Source organism: Caulobacter sp. FWC26 (assembly GCF_002742645.2).
GTDB lineage: Bacteria > Pseudomonadota > Alphaproteobacteria > Caulobacterales > Caulobacteraceae > Caulobacter.
In genome coordinates this window covers 4125679-4141402 of record NZ_CP033875.1, presented here as the reverse complement: position 1 = coordinate 4141402, position 15724 = coordinate 4125679, and the positions used below count along the sequence as shown (strand labels likewise).

The following is a 15724-nucleotide window of genomic DNA, read 5'->3' as shown; positions in this document are numbered from 1 at the left end:
TGCATTGCAATATCGCGGATGCGCCATGCTCTACGCCCTGCACGAGGCGGCCTACTACGCCTCCACTCCGATGCGCCTTGCGGCGCTGGCGGCCCGGGACTTCTGGGGATCGCCGCTGAACCCGGCCGCTGACAGCGACCTCGGCCGCCGTGCGCGCGCCGGCGCCGATCTCTTCGCCAATGTCACGCGCCGATACGGCAAGCCCGACTGGAACATCAATACGGTCAAGGTCGGCCAGGTCGATGTCCGCGTGCGGCCTACCGTGGTTTGGGAAAGCCCGTGGGCGCGCCTCGTCCAGTTCGACCGCGACATGGCCGACATGCGACGGGCCGGGAAGTTCTCGCTGGATCCGGCCGTGCTGATCGTCGCCCCCCTGTCGGGCCACTACGCCACGCTGCTGCGGGGCACGTTGGAGGCCTTTCTGCCCGACCATGCCGTGTTCATCGTCGACTGGGTCAATGCGCGCGAGGTCTCGGTCCTCGAGGGGCGCTTCGACTTCCACGACTATATCGACCACGTCATCCAGATGCTCGAGGTGCTTGGGCCGCGTCCGAACGTGGTCGCGGTCTGTCAGCCCGGGCCGCCGGTCCTGGCCGCCGCCGCCCTGATGGCCGAGCAGAACCACCCCTCGCGGCCGGCCAGCATGACCTTCATGGGGTCGCCGATCGATGCGCGCCTGTCGCCGACCGTGACCAACCAGCTGGCAGAGGAAAAGCCGTTCACCTGGTTCCAGTCGAACATGATCTACACCGTGCCGCCGCCCTATCCCGGCGCGGGCCGGCGCGTCTATCCAGGCTTCGTCCAGTTGGCCAGCTTCATGAGCATGAACGCCGAGCGCCACCAGGAGGCCCATCGCCGCTACTTCAACGACCTCGTGAAGGGCGACGGCGACAGCGCCGACAAGCACCTGGAGTTCTACGACGAGTATCTGTCGGTCCTGGACCTGACCGAGGAGTTCTATCTCCAGACGATTGATATCGTGTTCCAGCAGTACCTGCTGCCCAAAGGCGAACTGGTGCATCGCGGCACGCGGGTGAAGCCCGAGGCGATCACCGACATCGGCCTGATGACGGTCGAGGGCGAGAACGACGACATCTCCGGCATCGGCCAGACCCAAGCGGCGCACGGCCTCTGCCCGAATATTCCTGACGATATGAAGCTCGATTACGTCCAGCCCAGCGTCGGCCATTACGGCGTGTTCAACGGTCGGCGGTTCCGCGAAGAGATCTATCCGCGCGTGCGCAAGTTCATCCGCAAGTGCGACCCGCATTTCGCCGAAGAGGCGTGACGCAGGGGCGCACTTGCGGCGCGACCGCAGGCAAGCGATCTAGGGGCGATGTTCGCGCGTTCCGCCCAACGCTTTTCAGATGGTGATCGACTGGAGGTCGCCGGCTGGCCCGTGCGGCTGAAAGTCGACGGCCGCGCGCGGCGGGTCTCCTTGCGCGTGGATCGGGCCAGGTCCGAGATCGTCGCCCTGTCGCCCAGTCCTCGCCGTCTGACCGAAGCCGTCGCATTTGCCCAGGAGAAGGCGGGCTGGATCGCAAAGCAGCTGGCGGCGCTGCCCGAACGCATGAGCCTTGCGCCCGGCGGCGTGCTGCGGCTGAACGATCGGCCTTACCGGCTGGAGGTCGGTCCCGGTCGCGCCAAGATCGACGGTGACCGCATCGTTGCGCCTGACGATCCCAACTGGGGCTTGAAGATCATCCGCCTGGCCAAGCGCGAGGCTCTGACGGTGCTGACGGCGCGCACCGCGATCCACGCCGCCGCCCTGGGGCGACCCATGCCGTCGGTGGCCATCGCCGATCCGAAGGCGCGATGGGGGTCGTGTCGGCCTGCGACCTCGCGGACGCCGGCGGCGATCCGCTACAGCTGGCGGCTGATCCTCGCCCCGGCGGCGGTGGCCGACTATGTCGCCGCCCACGAGTGCGCCCACCTGATCGAGGCCAATCATGGCCCGCGCTTCTGGGCGCTCTGCGAGCAGCTGGTCGGCGACCCCGCGCCCCACCGTGCGTGGCTCCGCGCCCATGCGGCCGAGCTGCACGCGATCGGCGCCTGACCCCTAGTAGGGGAGCTGATCCGCAGGCGGAGGCTCGCCTGCGGGCGTTTCCGCAGCGGGGCCCTCAGGCGCGGGCGCGGCGTTCATCAGATCCCCAATCGGATCCTCGGTCGGGGGCGGAGGCGGCTCGATCACCCCGCCCGGGATCGGTGTGGACTTCAGCCGGGGGAGCGCGGCGGCCATGAAGGTGCGCCAGACCTCGGCCGGCGCGCCCCCGCCCGTGACGCGCTTCATCGGAGTCGCGTCGTCCTTGCCGGTCCACACCGCCGTGACGAAGCCGCCGGTGTAGCCGACGAACCAGGCGTCCTTGTAGTCGCTGGTCGTGCCGGTCTTGCCGGCGATGTCGTAGCCGCCGACGCGCGCCCGGGTCCCGGTGCCCGAGGTGACGACCTCGCGCATCATCTGGTTCATGTACTGAAGGCCCGGGGAGCCGATCACGGCCGTCCGCGCCTGCTTGTCGACGCTGTGGTCGTAAAGAACCTTGCCGCTGGCGGTGCGAATACGCTCGATGCCATAGCCCTTGGCCAGGAACCCGCCGTTCGCGAAGGGCGCATAGGCCTGGGCCATCTCCATCGGGGACACCTCGACGGCGCCCAGCGCCATGGACGGGTCCAGCTGGATCTTGCTTGTGATCCCCAGGCGCCGCGCCGTGGCGGCGACATTGCTGGTGCCGACCTCGTTGGCCAGGCGCGCGGCGACGGTGTTGATCGACTGCGCCAGGGCCGTCTGCATGGTGATCGGACCCAGATACTTGTTGGTGTAGTTCTTGGGCTCCCAGTTGCCGATCTTCACCGGCTCGTCGACCACCATGACATTGGGGGTGCGGCCTGCTTCCATGGCGGTCAGATAGACGAAGGGCTTGAACGCCGACCCTGCCTGACGTCGCGCGGTCGTCGCGCGATCAAACTGGCTTTCGTTGTAGTCCGCGCCGCCGACATAGGCGCGGATGCGACCTTCGCCGTCGATGGCGACCAGAGCGGCTTGCTGTACGCCCTGCTTGATGTGCCCCTCGACGCCCAGCTTCACGGCGCGTTCGGCCGAGACCTGGATCGGCAGGTCCAGCGTCGTCTCGACGACGAGGTCCTCGGTGGGCTCGCCGACCAGCGAGCGCACCTGGGCGTCGATATAGTCGGTGAAGTACTGCGCGCGTTGGTTGGCCAGCGTGGCCGACACCTGCACCGGCGTGCGGAACGCTTCGTCGCGCTGCTCGGGGGTGATCGCCTTGATGCGCACCATCTCGTCGAGAACGATGGTGGCGCGGCGGGCGGCGCGTTCCTTGGCTGACACCGGCGAGTAGCGGGCGGGGCCCTTCATCATGCCGGCCAGCAAAGCCGCCTCACCGATGGTCAACTGGTTGGCGGGCTTGTTGAAATAGCGCTGAGAGGCGGCTTCGATCCCATAGGCGCCGGCCCCGAAATAGACCCGGTTCATGTACAGGGCCAGGATCTGCTTCTTGGAGAACTTCAGCTCCAGCCAGACGGCCAGGATCAGCTCCTGGGCCTTGCGGCGATAGTTCTGGGCCGGGCTCAGGAACAGGTTTCGCGCCAGCTGCTGGGTGATGGTCGAGCCGCCCCGTTGCGGGCCGTCGTGGGTCAGGTTCCAGGCCAGCGACCGCACGATGCCCCAGGGGTTGAAGCCGAAGTGGTGATAGAACTGCCGATCCTCAATCGCGATAAAGGCGGCGGGCACATACTTCGGCAGGGCGTCCAGATCGACAGGCGGAGCGTATTGGCTGCCGCGCACCGCCAGCAGCGCGCCCGAGCGGTCCAGATAGTTGATCGAGGGCTGGCGCTTGACGTCGTATAGCTTGGACGTGTCCGGCAGGTCGCTGGCGAACACCGCGAAGAAAGCGACGACGAAAATCAGGCCCCAGACGCCGACGACCGAGCCCCAATAGACCAGGGCCTGAAGCGGCGTGCGCTGCGGCTTCGCCGGCTTATTCCCGCCGAAGGGTCCGTTCGCCATGATCGTATTGTTCCTACCGCGCAGACGACGTGATCACGCCCCTTGGGGGCGCGTTCGGTTTAGCCGAAGCCCACAAAACGCGCGACAAGATTGACGAGACATGAACGCGGCGGTTTTCGGGCGGCCTCCGACGGGCCTTCGTTTCCCTGTCAGGGCCGCCAGAAACCCTCGGCTTGCGCCGGCGGGGTATGAGGCGTAACGGAACCGCGCCCCGCGAGGTCCGCAGGGCGACAGTCTTCAGGAGAGCGCGATGGGTTACCGGGTCGCCGTGGTCGGCGCCACGGGCAATGTGGGCCGCGAGATGTTCAACATCCTCGAGGAAGTCAAATTCCCGGTAGACAAGATGCACGCGATCGCCAGCCGTAAATCCATCGGCGTCGAGGTCTCGTTCGGCAACGAGATTCTCAAGTGCGAGGACCTGGAGCAGTTCGATTTCTCCAAGGTCGACCTGGTGCTGATGAGCGCCGGCGGCGCGATCTCCAAGGCCTGGGGCGAGAAGATTGGCGCGGCCGGTCCGATCGTCATCGACAACTCGAGCCACTTCCGGATGGACCCGGACGTGCCGCTGGTGGTGCCGGAGGTGAACCCGCAGGCGGTCAACAGCATCCCGAAGAACATCGTCGCCAACCCCAACTGCTCGACGGCGCAGCTGGTCGTGGCGCTGAAGCCTCTGCACGACGAGGCCAAGATCAAGCGGGTGGTCGTCTCGACCTACCAGTCGGTCTCCGGCGCGGGCAAGGAAGGCATGGACGAGCTGTGGGACCAGACCAAGGGCGTCTACGTCCTGGGCGCGCCGCCGCCTAAGAAGTTCACCAAGCAGATCGCGTTTAACGTCATCCCCCACATCGACGTCTTCATGGAGGACGGCTTCACCAAGGAAGAGTGGAAGATGGCCGTCGAGACCCAGAAGATCCTGGATCCGGCGATCAAGCTGACCGCCACCTGCGTGCGCGTGCCCGTCATGGTCGGTCACTCCGAGGCCGTGAACGTCGAGTTCGAGACCCCGCTGGACGAGGACGAGGCCCGCGAGATCCTGCGTGAGGCCGACGGCGTGGTCGTGGTCGATAAGCGCGAGGACGGCGGCTACATCACGCCCAAGGAGTCGCAGGGCGAGTTCCCGGTCTACATCTCGCGCATCCGCAAGGATCCGACGGTCGAGAACGGTCTGGCCTTCTGGTGCGTCGCCGACAACCTGCGAAAGGGCGCGGCCCTGAACGCGGTGCAGATCGCCCAGCTTCTGCACGACAAGGGTCTGCTGAAGCGCAAGGCTCTGGCTTAAGAACGACTATCCCGTCGTCCTTCGCCAGCGGAGCGGAGGACGACGGATTTCCTGGGCCCGGGTCCAGATTTTCCCGAACCACCGCAAGATGTCGGCGGACGGCGGGCTTCCTATTTGCGAGAAGCCTTCCGAAAGGTTCGGTCACATGCCTACCAGTTCTGCGGCCGAGAGCCGGTCAGCCTATATCGCCGGCGTCGGCTGCTACCTGCTTTGGGGTTTCCTGCCGCTCTATTTCCACCTCCTGGCCAAGTTGGGCGTCACCTCCTGGGAGATGATCGCTCACCGTTCGCTGTGGTCTGTGCTGTGGGCGCTGGGCCTCGTGTTGATCGCCAAGCAGGCGGGCCAAGTGGCCGAGGTGCTGCGTCAACCGAAGACGCTGGGCGTGCTGGCCCTGTCGACCCTGGCGATCTTCAGCAACTGGACGATCTACGTCTTTGCCGTGAACGCCGGACACGTGATCGAGGCCAGCCTTGGCTATTACATCAACCCGCTGATGAACATGGCCGCCGGGGCGCTGCTGTTCCGCGAGCGGATGTCCACCGAGGGCAAGGTTGCGATCGGCTTCGCCGCCGTTGGCGTGGCCATTCAGACCGTGGCGCTCGGTCACCTGCCGATCGTCTCGCTGGGCCTGGCTCTCAGCTTCTGCGTCTACGCCATCCTGCGTAAACAGGTGAAGGCCGACGCCCAGACCGGCCTATTCATCGAATGCGGCTATCTGGCGCTGCCAGCGCTGGCCTATGTCTGGTTCCTGCAGGCGAACGGTCAGGGCCATTTCGGCGGCGGGGCGGGCGTCACGACGCTGCTGGCGCTGGCCGGTCCTGCGACCGTGGTTCCGCTGGCGCTGTTCGCCTGGTCGGCTCGCCGCCTGCCGCTCAGCGCGGTCGGGTTCCTGCAGTTCATCGCGCCGACGATCCAGTTCCTGCTGGGCGTGGCGTTCGGCGAGCCGTTCACGCCGCTGCGGGCGCTGTCGTTCGTGTTCATCTGGCTGGGTGTGGCCACCTTCGCCTACGGCGCGTGGCGCAAGGCCAAGGCCTTGGCTCCGGCCTAAAGGCAGGCGTACGCCGCCTCGATCAGGCGCACCGACCGGGGATCACCGATCAGGGCGTTGCCCTGCTTGTTCATCACATAGGCCCCCGACAGGCCGCGCGTCGGATCCGCAAAGGCGCAGGAGCCGCCCCAGCCGGAGTGGCCGAACGCCTCGGCGGTCGGGCCGTAATAGAAGTTGGGCTCGTTGCGCATGAACCCCGCGCCCCAGCTGATCTCATAGGGCAGAACAAGGTCGCGGCCCCGGATGCGCTCAGCAGTGGCGGCCTTGATCCCGGCGGGAGTGATCAGCGAGCGACCGTCCAGCGTTCCGCCATTGGCCATCGCGCCCATCAGCCGCGCGAGGGCGGGTGCCGTGGCGTGGCCGTTGGCCGACGGGATCTCGACGCGCCGCCATTCGGCCGCGCCCTTGCCGCCCGGCGAGGACCACGGTTTGAAGAAGGCCGCTTCGACCGCCGGGTTGATCTCGCCGAACTGGGGCATGGCCGTGGGGCGCATCAGGTCGGCGACGCGGCCGTGCTCGCTGTCGGGCAGGCCGATCCAGAGATCCAGGCCCAGCGGGGCGCAGATGTCCTCGCGCAGCGCCGTTCCCATCGTGCGGCCGTCGACGCGGCGGAAGATCTCGCCGGCCAGATAGCCGTAGGTCACCGGGTGGTAGCCGCTGGCCGAGCCGATCGGAAACAGCGGAGCCATGGCCGCCAGCTTGGCGCAGGTGGCGTCCCAATCGAACCAGATGGCCGGATCGGTCTCGTCGGGGAAGCCCGACAGGCCGGCCTGGTGCGACAGCGCCTGCTCGACGGTCACCGCAGCCTTGCCCGCTTGCGCGAACTCGGGCCAGACATCCGCGACGGGCTGGTCGTAGGCCAGGCGGCCCTCATCGACCAGGCGCGCGATCATCAGGGCCGCCACCGCCTTGGTGGTCGAGAACAGCGCGGTCAGGGTGTCGGGACCGAACGGAACCTCGCGCTTGCGGTCGGCGAAGCCGCCCATCAGGTCGACCACCACCTCGCCCTCGATCGCGAACGCAAAGCGCGCGCCCAGCTCGCCGCCTTCAGCGAAGTTCTGTTCGAAGACCTCGCGCACCCGCGAAAAGCGGTCGGGGCAGTAGCCGGTGATGTCGGTCATGGTCGCGCCTGCGGGGCTTTAGGCCAGCCGTTCGATCCGAACGGTCGGCGAGGTCTGCTTGATGCGCGCGCCCATGCCCACGATCGGCAGTTCGGGCGCGTTCCAGATGTTGGCGGCGGTCACCGTCTCGGCCACGCCGCCGACGGCGCGGGCCAGGCCGTACGAGAAGGTCTGGCCCTCCAGGATCGACGCGGCGTAGAGCGCGGTCAGAAGGTCGCCGGTGCCGTTGGGCGAGCGTTCGGACTTGGCGTGAGCGGCCAGCCAGGCCTCCTTGCGGTCGGCCAGCACCGCGCCGATCTCGGCGCCGCGATGGACCGACGAGACAAGCGTCGTCTTGCCCAGCAGCCGCGCAGCGCGCATGGCCGACTGAGGGTCACGAGCGTCGGTCCCGGTCAGCTTCTGCAGCTCCCAGGAGTTACAGGCCACCACGTCGGCGCGGGGGATCAGGTCGGCGATGATTTCGTCTGCGGTTTCGGCCGGTATGTAGAGGCCTTTGCCGGCGTCGCCCATGGTGGGATCCACGACGATGGTCGGGCGGCGCATGGCCGCGCCGTTCGGACGGGGCGACTCCCGGACCGCGTCGATCACCCGCGCTGCGGCGCGGGCCTGGGCGGCCGTGGCGAAATAGCCGGTGATGACGAGATCGACGAGACCGAACAGGCCATTGGCTTCGATCCCGTCCAGCATGCCCTCGAACACTTCGATCGGCACCGGCGCGCCGCCGGGAATGCCCCAGCCCGGATGACGGCCGAACAGCACGGTCGGCACCACCATCGAGTCGATCTTGAACTGCGCCAGGGCGGTGGCCTGGGCCGTCGCGCCGACCTGGCTGCCCGCGACATGGCTGGAAAGGATCAAGGCTAGCGGCATGGCAAAGCGATTAGCCGAGCAATGCGGGCTTGAATAGGGCGTCTTCGCTTATGACCCCAAAAGAAAAAGGCCCGCCGTGCGGCGGGCCTTCCCCATGGGAATTCAGACTTCGTCCGATCTTAGTACCGGTAGTGATCCGGCTTGAACGGGCCGGCCTCCGGAACGCCGATGTAATCGGCCTGATCCTTGCGCAGCGTGGTCAGCTTCGCGCCGAGCTTTTCCAGGTGCAGGAACGCGACCTTTTCATCCAGGTGCTTGGGCAGGGTGTAGACCTGGTTCTCGTACTTGGCCTTGTTGGTCCACAGCTCGATCTGGGCCAGGGTCTGGTTGGTGAACGAGGCCGACATGACGAACGAAGGGTGGCCGGTGGCGTTGCCCAAATTCACGAGGCGGCCTTCCGACAGCACGATCAGCTTCTTGCCGTCCGGGAATTCCACGTGGTGGACCTGCGGCTTGATCTCGTCCCACTTGTAGTTGCGCAGGGCGGCGATCTGAATTTCGGAGTCGAAGTGGCCGATGTTGCAGACGATGGCGTTGTTTTTCATCTTCCGCATGTCGTCCAGCGTGATGACGTCCTTGTTGCCGGTCGCCGTCACGAAGATGTCGGCCTTGTCGGCGACGTCGGCCAGGGTCTGGACCTCATAGCCTTCCATCGCCGCCTGCAGGGCGCAGATCGGGTCGATCTCGGTGACGATCACGCGGGCGCCGCCTTGGCGCAGCGAGGCGGCCGAGCCCTTGCCCACGTCGCCATAGCCGCAGACCACGGCGACCTTGCCCGACAGCATGACGTCGGTGCCGCGACGGATGGCGTCGACCAGGCTTTCACGGCAGCCATAGAGGTTGTCGAACTTGGACTTGGTGACGCTGTCGTTGACGTTGATGGCCGGGAACGGCAGCTCGCCCTTCTGGGCCATGTGGTACAGGCGGTGGACGCCCGTGGTGGTCTCTTCCGACACGCCGCCGATGGCCGCGCGGATCGCCGAATAGAAGCCCGGCTTTTCGGCCAGGTACTTCTTCATCACGGCGTAGAGGGCTTCTTCTTCCTCGTTCTGCGGGTTGTCGAGGATCGAGGGATCCTTCTCGGCCTTGGGGCCCAGCACGCAGAGCAGGGTGGCGTCGCCGCCGTCGTCGAGGATCAGGTTCGGATAGCCGCCGTCGTGCCACTCGAAGATCTTGTGGGCGTATTCCCAGTACTCGACCAGGTTCTCGCCCTTGAAGGCGAAGACCGGAATGCCGGCGGCGGCGATGGCGGCCGCGGCGTGGTCCTGGGTCGAGAAGATGTTGCACGAGGCCCAGCGGACCTCAGCGCCCAGGGCCGTCAGCGTCTCGATCAGCACGGCGGTCTGGATGGTCATGTGCAGGCTGCCGGCGATCCGGGCGCCCTTGAGGATCTGCTGGGGACCGTACTCGGCGCGCGTGGCCATCAGGCCCGGCATTTCGGTCTCGGCGATGGCGATTTCCTTGCGGCCGAAATCGGCGAGCGAGATGTCCTTGACGATATAGTCAGCCACGGTCGGCTCCTGCGGTCGAATGGGGGTTCTTGCGCGCCTTATACGCTGGAGACCCCTTCCGAGCAATTAACGCATAAAGATATCCTTATGTGGCTGCCGGCGGAGTGCGGCTTGACAAATAGTGCACCGAAATATCTCTTTAGGCTGTATTCGGGAGGTTGCACCATGTTGGGTAGTCTGATCCTGGCCGCAGCGTTGTTTGCCGACGCCGCACCCTTAGACGCCACTGGGCTGAAGGCGGCGATCAAAGGCGCTCAACAGGCCCCGACTGTCGCCCCGGTAGGGCGGTCTTTCAGGATCGAGATCCCGTTTGTGGACGGCCGGAAGCGGGACGTAATGACGTTCCAGAGTCCGGCGCGCTGGGTTTACGACTACAAGCGCGACCAACTGGATCTAATCATCGGCCCCGGCGAGATCACGGCGCTGAACTATGATCAATTCTCGGCTCAGGGCCTGGACAAGCTGCCGCCGCTACAGAGCTATGTTTTCGACTCGCGCCAGGTGACCAACGAAATCAACTTCAATATCGACAACAAAACAAAGGCGCGCGATCGCGACAACGACGATCTGGGCGATGGGCGTGGGGACCGGTACGAGCGTGGCTTACGATCCTGGGTGTACAGCTTCGCCATCGCCGCGCCCTACGACGAGAAGGGCGTTTCGGGCTTGCCGGGCGGTATGAAGCCTTCGGTCATCCATAGGGTCGAAAACCTGCCTCAAAGCGAATTGCGTCGCTTTGTGAGTCATATGAGTCTTGTGCTTGAGGGCGAGGTGACGGAACTGGGCCAAAAGCCACCGGCGTTCTGCGGTGGCTTCCACGGCGGGGTAACGTCCAGGGCCCTGACCAACTCCGAGAGCTTTGCAATCCGCGCCCGGCAGTGCTTTGTGACGGCGCGCATCGACAGGGTCGTCGTTATGCGGAATGGTCAGGCTCTGGCGGTCTGGCCGAAACCGGCGCCGACCGCCGATTAGAGCTCACGGCCTGATGCTGTCAGGCCGCGAGCTCTACGCCCTTGAGCTTGCCTCACCCCTGCTGCCCCAACCGCTCCCACCCGTCAAAGAACGGGAATCGTGCCCCCCAGAACGCCTCCAGCCTCGGGTCCGCGTCCACCCGGCGCACGGCCTCCGCCATCCTCGGCGCGGCCTCGTAGAACCGCACGCGCCTTGGCCCCCAGCGGCTGACGACGGCGACATAGAGATCCAGCACGCCCAGCGTGTCGCCCAGCAGGTAGGGGCCGCCGTGGCGGTTCATCAGCGGCGCGACCTGGCTTTCCATCATCGCCCAGCAGTCGGCGATCCGCTCGGCCGTCGCGGCCTTGATCCGCGCCTGGACCTCCGGGTCGGGCCCGCCCAGGCGCGAGGGCTCGTCGCGCACCCAGAACAGCGAATAGATCGAGGCCGGGATGAAGGTCATCCAGCGCAGGAACTGGGCGCGCATCGGATCGTCGATCGCGGGACCCAGCTTCGCCTTGGGGAAGCGGTCGGCCAGCCAGATCAGGATCGCCGCGCTTTCGGTGATCGTTTCGCCGTCCGGGGTGACCAGGGCCGGAATCTGCTTAAGGGGATTGATCGTCGCGACCTTGGCCTGCTGCGCCGCGCCCTCCCAAGTGGGTGCCTCGATCACCTCATAGGGCAATCCGATCAAGGACATGGCCGCCTCGACGGGGACGCCGCCGGAGCCAAGCGCACTGAAAATCATGAACGGTTTGTCCACAAAGCCTCCCCTATGTTGTGTCTGTGGCCCATTGTCACACCAGATGTAGTGGGGCACTCTAGGCGTGCGTCGGGCTCGCGCCTGCCGTAGCCTAGCCTAAACCGTCCGCTCGATTCTCGCGCTACCGAGGCCCTCCCATGTCCGTCATCTCGACCGCCCTGCCTGGCCTTATGACCCCCTCGGGCGGCTACAAGCCGTTCCGCTATCCGTGGGCCTATGATTTCTGGAAGAAGCAGCAGCAGGTCCACTGGATGCCCGAAGAGGTGCCGCTGGGCGAGGACCTCAAGGACTGGGCCGTCAAGCTGAACGACAAGGAACGGAACCTGCTGACGCAGATCTTCCGCTTCTTCACCCAGTCCGACGTCGAGGTGCAGGACAACTACATGGAGCGCTACGGTCGGGTCTTTAAGCCGACCGAAGTGAAGATGATGCTGGCCTCGTTCGCGAACATGGAGACGATCCATATCGCGGCCTACGCCCTGCTCCTCGAGACCATCGGCATGCCGGAGACCGAGTTCTCGGCGTTCATGGAATACGAGGCCATGAAGGCCAAGCATGACTACATGCAGACCTTCGGCGTCGAGACCAACGCGGACATCTGCCGCACCCTGGCCATGTTCGGCGGCTTCACCGAGGGGCTGCAGCTGTTCGCCTCGTTCGCGATGCTGATGAACTTCCCGCGCTTCAACAAGATGAAGGGCATGGGCCAGATCGTCTCGTGGTCGATCCGCGACGAGAGCCTGCACTGCGACGGCATCATCAAGCTGTACCACGCCTTCAACAAGGAGACGGGCGCGGTGACCAAAGCCGTCGCCGACGACATCGTCGACTGCTGCAAGCACGTGGTGGGCCTGGAGGATCGCTTCATCGACCTGGCCTTCGAGGCCGGCGACGTGCAGGGCATGGTCCCCGACGACATCAAGCAATACATCCGCTTCGTCGCCGACTGGCGCCTGCGCCAGCTGCAACTGCCGGAAGTGTACGGCGTCAAGGAAAACCCGCTGCCCTGGCTGCAGTCGCTGCTGTCGGGCGTCGAGCACGCCAACTTCTTCGAAGCCCGCGCCACCGAATACTCCAAGGCCGCGACCAAGGGTCAGTGGCACGGCGCCGACGGCGTCTGGACCAGTTTCGACGAGATGATGAAAAAGCGCACGACCGACCTGACGCCGGCGGAGTAGGCGCTCCGCTTACACAGAAAATTGGGGCGAGATCCGAACATAAGGATCTCGCCCTTTTCTTTTGCCCGCGGTCGATCCTTGCGATTCGCGCCATGGCGCCGCCTCGCTTCCGACACAACGAAGGGATGCTCTGCGCGCGGACGGGGTGGCTTGGGGAAAAGTGATGCGGGGTGCGGGGCGGCTGTCGCACCGATGGGGCTTTGTCACAGTCCTGTCGCTGGGCCTGCACGCCGCCATACTAGCCTGGTTGGCGGGGTCTACGGCCCCGGTCCTGCGCGACGATGGGCCGGACCTGCCGCTGATGACAATCGAGTTGACTCCCCCAGACGCCGAGAGTCCGCAGGCTAAGGTTTCGCGCCGTGCGTCCGTGGCTTTGGCTTCCGTATCCTCGCCAGTTCCGGGGGCGCCGACCCTGTCCGCCGCCCCGGTGGATGTCGCGCCGGCCGCGCCAGCGCTAACCGCCTCGCCCGGCGTCGCCCCGCCCTCCGACGCGTTGCGCACGGCGCTCCGTGCCGGGGGATGTCTGCGCGGCGCAAGTCTATCCCGCGAGGAGCGGGAAAGGTGCGAGGAGCGGCTGGGACGTCTTCAAGCGGCGACGCCCAGCTATCCTGCAGCCATGGATCCTGCCAAGCGCGCGTATTACGACGCCGTCGTCGCGGCGGGCCCCTCGGGCGGGGGCTACGGCGATGCGCCGCCGGGCGCGGTCAGCCCGGGCGCCGCCTACGGCCGTTTCATCAACTGCTCGATCAAGTTCGGCCCAGGCGCCAAGCCGAAGGACCGGCAAGGCGAAATCAGGCTCGGTGCGACGCCATGCGTCGTGCCGATACAGGGGAACTTCTTCGCGCCCGAGGCCAGCGTTCGAAAGCGCTGAGCGCCTGGCCAGATGCTGGGACCCCTAAGGCCGATCCTTCTTCGGCAGCGCCGCGATCTCTTCCGGCGTCAGCTTGGTGATCGCCTTGGCCCGGATCGGCATGGCGAAGCCGAAGCCGTCGGACACCCGCAGGTCCAGATCCAGCGGATGACAGACGCTGTCGGGGCCGCGCACGACCGACACCAGATGCGAGCCCGGCCAGGTCAGCTGGTTCGAGCCATAGGCCAGGTCGACGCGATACACGTCGCGGCCGCGCACCTTCATGTACAGCGTGTTCTTGTCCGGCGCTGTCCAGCCGCGCCAGTCGGACAGGTAGAAGCATTGTCGGGCCGGCTTGGCGGGCTTGGCCGGCGCCTGGTGGGCCAAGGCGGCGGAAGCCGAGAAGCCCGCGACGGCGAGCCCGATCAGCGCCACGCGCGCCAGGGGGGTCATCTTGCTCATGACGTCGTCCTCATAGTCCCTCGCCCTTTGAGATTGGCGCTCCTCGGGGGCTTGTCAAGTTTTTACTGTACATTTGAAACTGGACACGAAAAAGCCCGCCCCGGCGAAGCGGAGCGGGCGATTTCAAGCGGCCGGAAGGCAGGCGTCAGGCCTTGGCGGCTTCGCCTTCGGGCGGGATGTCGTCGAGCTCGCCCTCCCACTTGGCCACGACCGCGGCGGCGACGCTGTTGCCGACCACGTTGGTCGCGCTGCGGCCCATGTCCAGCAGGTGATCAACGCCCAGGACCAGCGCGATCCAGGCTTCCGGCAGGCCGAAATAGGTGAGGGTGGCCATGATGACGACCAGCGAGGCGCGCGGCACGCCGGCGATGCCCTTGGAAGTCACCATCAACAGAAGCAGCATGAAGATCTGCTGTTGGACGGTCAGCTCCACGCCGTGCGCCTGGACGATGAACATCGTGGCGAAGGTGCAGTACAGCATCGAGCCGTCGAGGTTGAACGAGTAGCCCAGCGGCAGAACGAACGACACGATCCTGCGGCGAACGCCCACCTTGGGCAGGCTGTCGAGAATGCGCGGATAGGCGGCTTCCGAGCTGGCGGTCGAGAAGGCCAGCAGGGTCGGGTCGCGGATCACGCCGAACAGCGGGACCACCCGCTTGCCCAACACCACCAGGCCGGCGAGGAACAGCAGGCCCCAAAGCACGCCCATGGTCAGGTAGAAGCCCAGCACGAACTTGCTGTAGGTGGCCAGCATGCCCAGGCCTTGGGTGGCGATGGTCGAGGCCAGGGCCGCGAAGATGGCCAGCGGAGCCAGCTTCATCACAAAGCCCGTGACCTTCAGCATGATCTGGGCGGCCTGTTCGACCAGCTCGAGAATCTGCGGCGCCTTGTCGTCCAGAGCCGCGACCGCGGTGCCGACGAACAGCGAGAAGACGACGATCTGCAGGATCTCGTTCTTGGCCATGGCGTCGAAGATCGAGGTCGGCACCAGGTGGGTGATGAAGCCCTTCAAGGTGAAGGCTTCGGTCGTCGCGGTGGTCTTCATCGCCACATCGACATGGGCCATGTTCAGGCCCGCGCCCGGATCCAGCAGGTGGACCATCAAGAGGCCCAGCAGCAGCGACACCGCCGACGCGCCGATGAACCAGGTCATGGTCTTGGCGCCGATGCGGCCGACCGCGGCGGCGTCTTCCATATGAGCCACGCCGGCCACCAGGGTCGTGAAGACCAGCGGCGCGATGATCATCTTGATCAAGCGCAGGAAGATGTCGGTGATGATCGACAGGTTGTTCGCGGCGGCCTTGGCGCCGGCGGGATCAAGGAACTGGTTGCAGGCCCAGCCGACCAGCACCCCGATGACCATCGCGCCGATGATCAGATAGGCGAAGCGTTTATTCATCTCGTCCCCCTGGCGCCTACTGCGGCGTCGACGGCTTTGTTCGGGTTGCGGAAGGACTGACGCGCGAGAACGACCGCGCCGCCATTGGTTCCTTCCTCCAGCTTTGCAGCCCTTGTGGCCGACCCCGGCGGGTTCGTCCATGCCCTAGAGTCGACGACCGGCGTGTTCCGTCGGTCCAGCTGCGCAAACAGGCGCGTTCGGCGGCCCCGCAAGGCGCCGCAGCCGGAACCGCAAGCCATAAGTAATAAAATTCTTATTTGCGTCACCCGAC

General features: G+C 66.0%; 14 protein-coding genes. 7 read left to right on the top strand and 7 right to left on the bottom strand.

The window, feature by feature from the left end; all coding sequences use genetic code 11:
* Positions 1-25 precede the first annotated feature (25 nt).
* Entirely contained in the window at positions 26-1288 is a 1263-nt protein-coding gene (locus tag CSW63_RS21335) for a polyhydroxyalkanoate depolymerase (RefSeq protein WP_062094810.1), read from the top strand.
* A 48-nt stretch (positions 1289-1336) separates the two neighbouring features.
* Complete coding sequence (locus tag CSW63_RS21330; protein WP_062094808.1) at positions 1337-2056, top strand: SprT family zinc-dependent metalloprotease; 720 nt, start codon at positions 1337-1339, stop codon at positions 2054-2056.
* A gap of 3 nt (positions 2057-2059) precedes the next feature.
* Here the strand turns inward: CSW63_RS21330 and CSW63_RS21325 are convergent, their stop codons facing one another.
* Positions 2060-4021: a penicillin-binding protein 1A gene (locus tag CSW63_RS21325; protein WP_062094807.1), complete on the bottom strand. Its 1962-nt coding sequence runs from the start codon at positions 4019-4021 to the stop codon at positions 2060-2062.
* 250 nt (positions 4022-4271) lie between these two features.
* Here CSW63_RS21325 and CSW63_RS21320 point away from each other — a divergent pair, with 250 nt between their 5' ends.
* Together CSW63_RS21320 and rarD are read left to right on the top strand one after the other, a co-directional pair.
* Entirely contained in the window at positions 4272-5300 is a 1029-nt protein-coding gene (locus CSW63_RS21320) for an aspartate-semialdehyde dehydrogenase (protein WP_062094805.1), read from the top strand.
* A 145-nt stretch (positions 5301-5445) separates the two neighbouring features.
* Entirely contained in the window at positions 5446-6348 is a 903-nt protein-coding gene (gene rarD / locus CSW63_RS21315) for an EamA family transporter RarD (RefSeq protein WP_062094803.1), read from the top strand.
* Here rarD and CSW63_RS21310 read toward each other — a convergent pair.
* From CSW63_RS21310 to ahcY, 3 genes are all read right to left on the bottom strand, one after another.
* Positions 6345-7469, bottom strand: a complete 1125-nt coding sequence (locus CSW63_RS21310; protein ID WP_062094801.1) for a serine hydrolase domain-containing protein — start codon at positions 7467-7469, stop codon at positions 6345-6347. The genes rarD and CSW63_RS21310 overlap by 4 nt on opposite strands.
* A gap of 18 nt (positions 7470-7487) precedes the next feature.
* Positions 7488-8339, bottom strand: a complete 852-nt coding sequence (locus CSW63_RS21305) for a bifunctional hydroxymethylpyrimidine kinase/phosphomethylpyrimidine kinase (RefSeq protein WP_062094798.1) — start codon at positions 8337-8339, stop codon at positions 7488-7490.
* A 119-nt stretch (positions 8340-8458) separates the two neighbouring features.
* Positions 8459-9850, bottom strand: coding sequence for an adenosylhomocysteinase (ahcY, locus tag CSW63_RS21300; protein WP_062094796.1), 1392 nt, complete (start codon positions 9848-9850; stop codon positions 8459-8461).
* An 87-nt stretch (positions 9851-9937) separates the two neighbouring features.
* On the opposite strand from ahcY, the gene CSW63_RS21295 reads away from it, so the two are divergent.
* Positions 9938-10822 carry a hypothetical protein gene (locus CSW63_RS21295; protein WP_127847003.1) on the top strand — a complete coding sequence of 295 codons (885 nt, stop codon included), beginning with the start codon at positions 9938-9940 and terminating at the stop codon, positions 10820-10822.
* Positions 10823-10874: 52 nt separating this feature from the next.
* Here CSW63_RS21295 and CSW63_RS21290 read toward each other — a convergent pair whose 3' ends face one another.
* Positions 10875-11549 (bottom strand): glutathione S-transferase family protein, encoded by a 675-nt coding sequence (locus CSW63_RS21290; RefSeq protein ID WP_168193749.1) that lies wholly within the window; start codon positions 11547-11549, stop codon positions 10875-10877.
* Between the two features lie 152 nt (positions 11550-11701).
* On the opposite strand from CSW63_RS21290, the gene CSW63_RS21285 reads away from it, so the two are divergent.
* Both CSW63_RS21285 and CSW63_RS21280 read left to right on the top strand, forming a co-directional pair.
* Complete coding sequence (locus tag CSW63_RS21285; RefSeq protein WP_062094790.1) at positions 11702-12742, top strand: ribonucleotide-diphosphate reductase subunit beta; 1041 nt, start codon at positions 11702-11704, stop codon at positions 12740-12742.
* A 163-nt stretch (positions 12743-12905) separates the two neighbouring features.
* Positions 12906-13613 (top strand): hypothetical protein, encoded by a 708-nt coding sequence (locus tag CSW63_RS21280; RefSeq protein ID WP_127847002.1) that lies wholly within the window; start codon positions 12906-12908, stop codon positions 13611-13613.
* 24 nt (positions 13614-13637) lie between these two features.
* Here the strand turns inward: CSW63_RS21280 and CSW63_RS21275 are convergent, their stop codons facing one another.
* Both CSW63_RS21275 and CSW63_RS21270 read right to left on the bottom strand, forming a co-directional pair.
* The gene (locus tag CSW63_RS21275) at positions 13638-14054 is read right to left on the bottom strand and encodes a DUF6491 family protein (protein WP_062094786.1); all 417 of its coding nucleotides are present in this window, start codon (positions 14052-14054) and stop codon (positions 13638-13640) included.
* A 145-nt stretch (positions 14055-14199) separates the two neighbouring features.
* Positions 14200-15453 (bottom strand): dicarboxylate/amino acid:cation symporter, encoded by a 1254-nt coding sequence (locus tag CSW63_RS21270; protein ID WP_062094784.1) that lies wholly within the window; start codon positions 15451-15453, stop codon positions 14200-14202.
* Between the last annotated feature and the right edge of the window lie 271 nt (positions 15454-15724).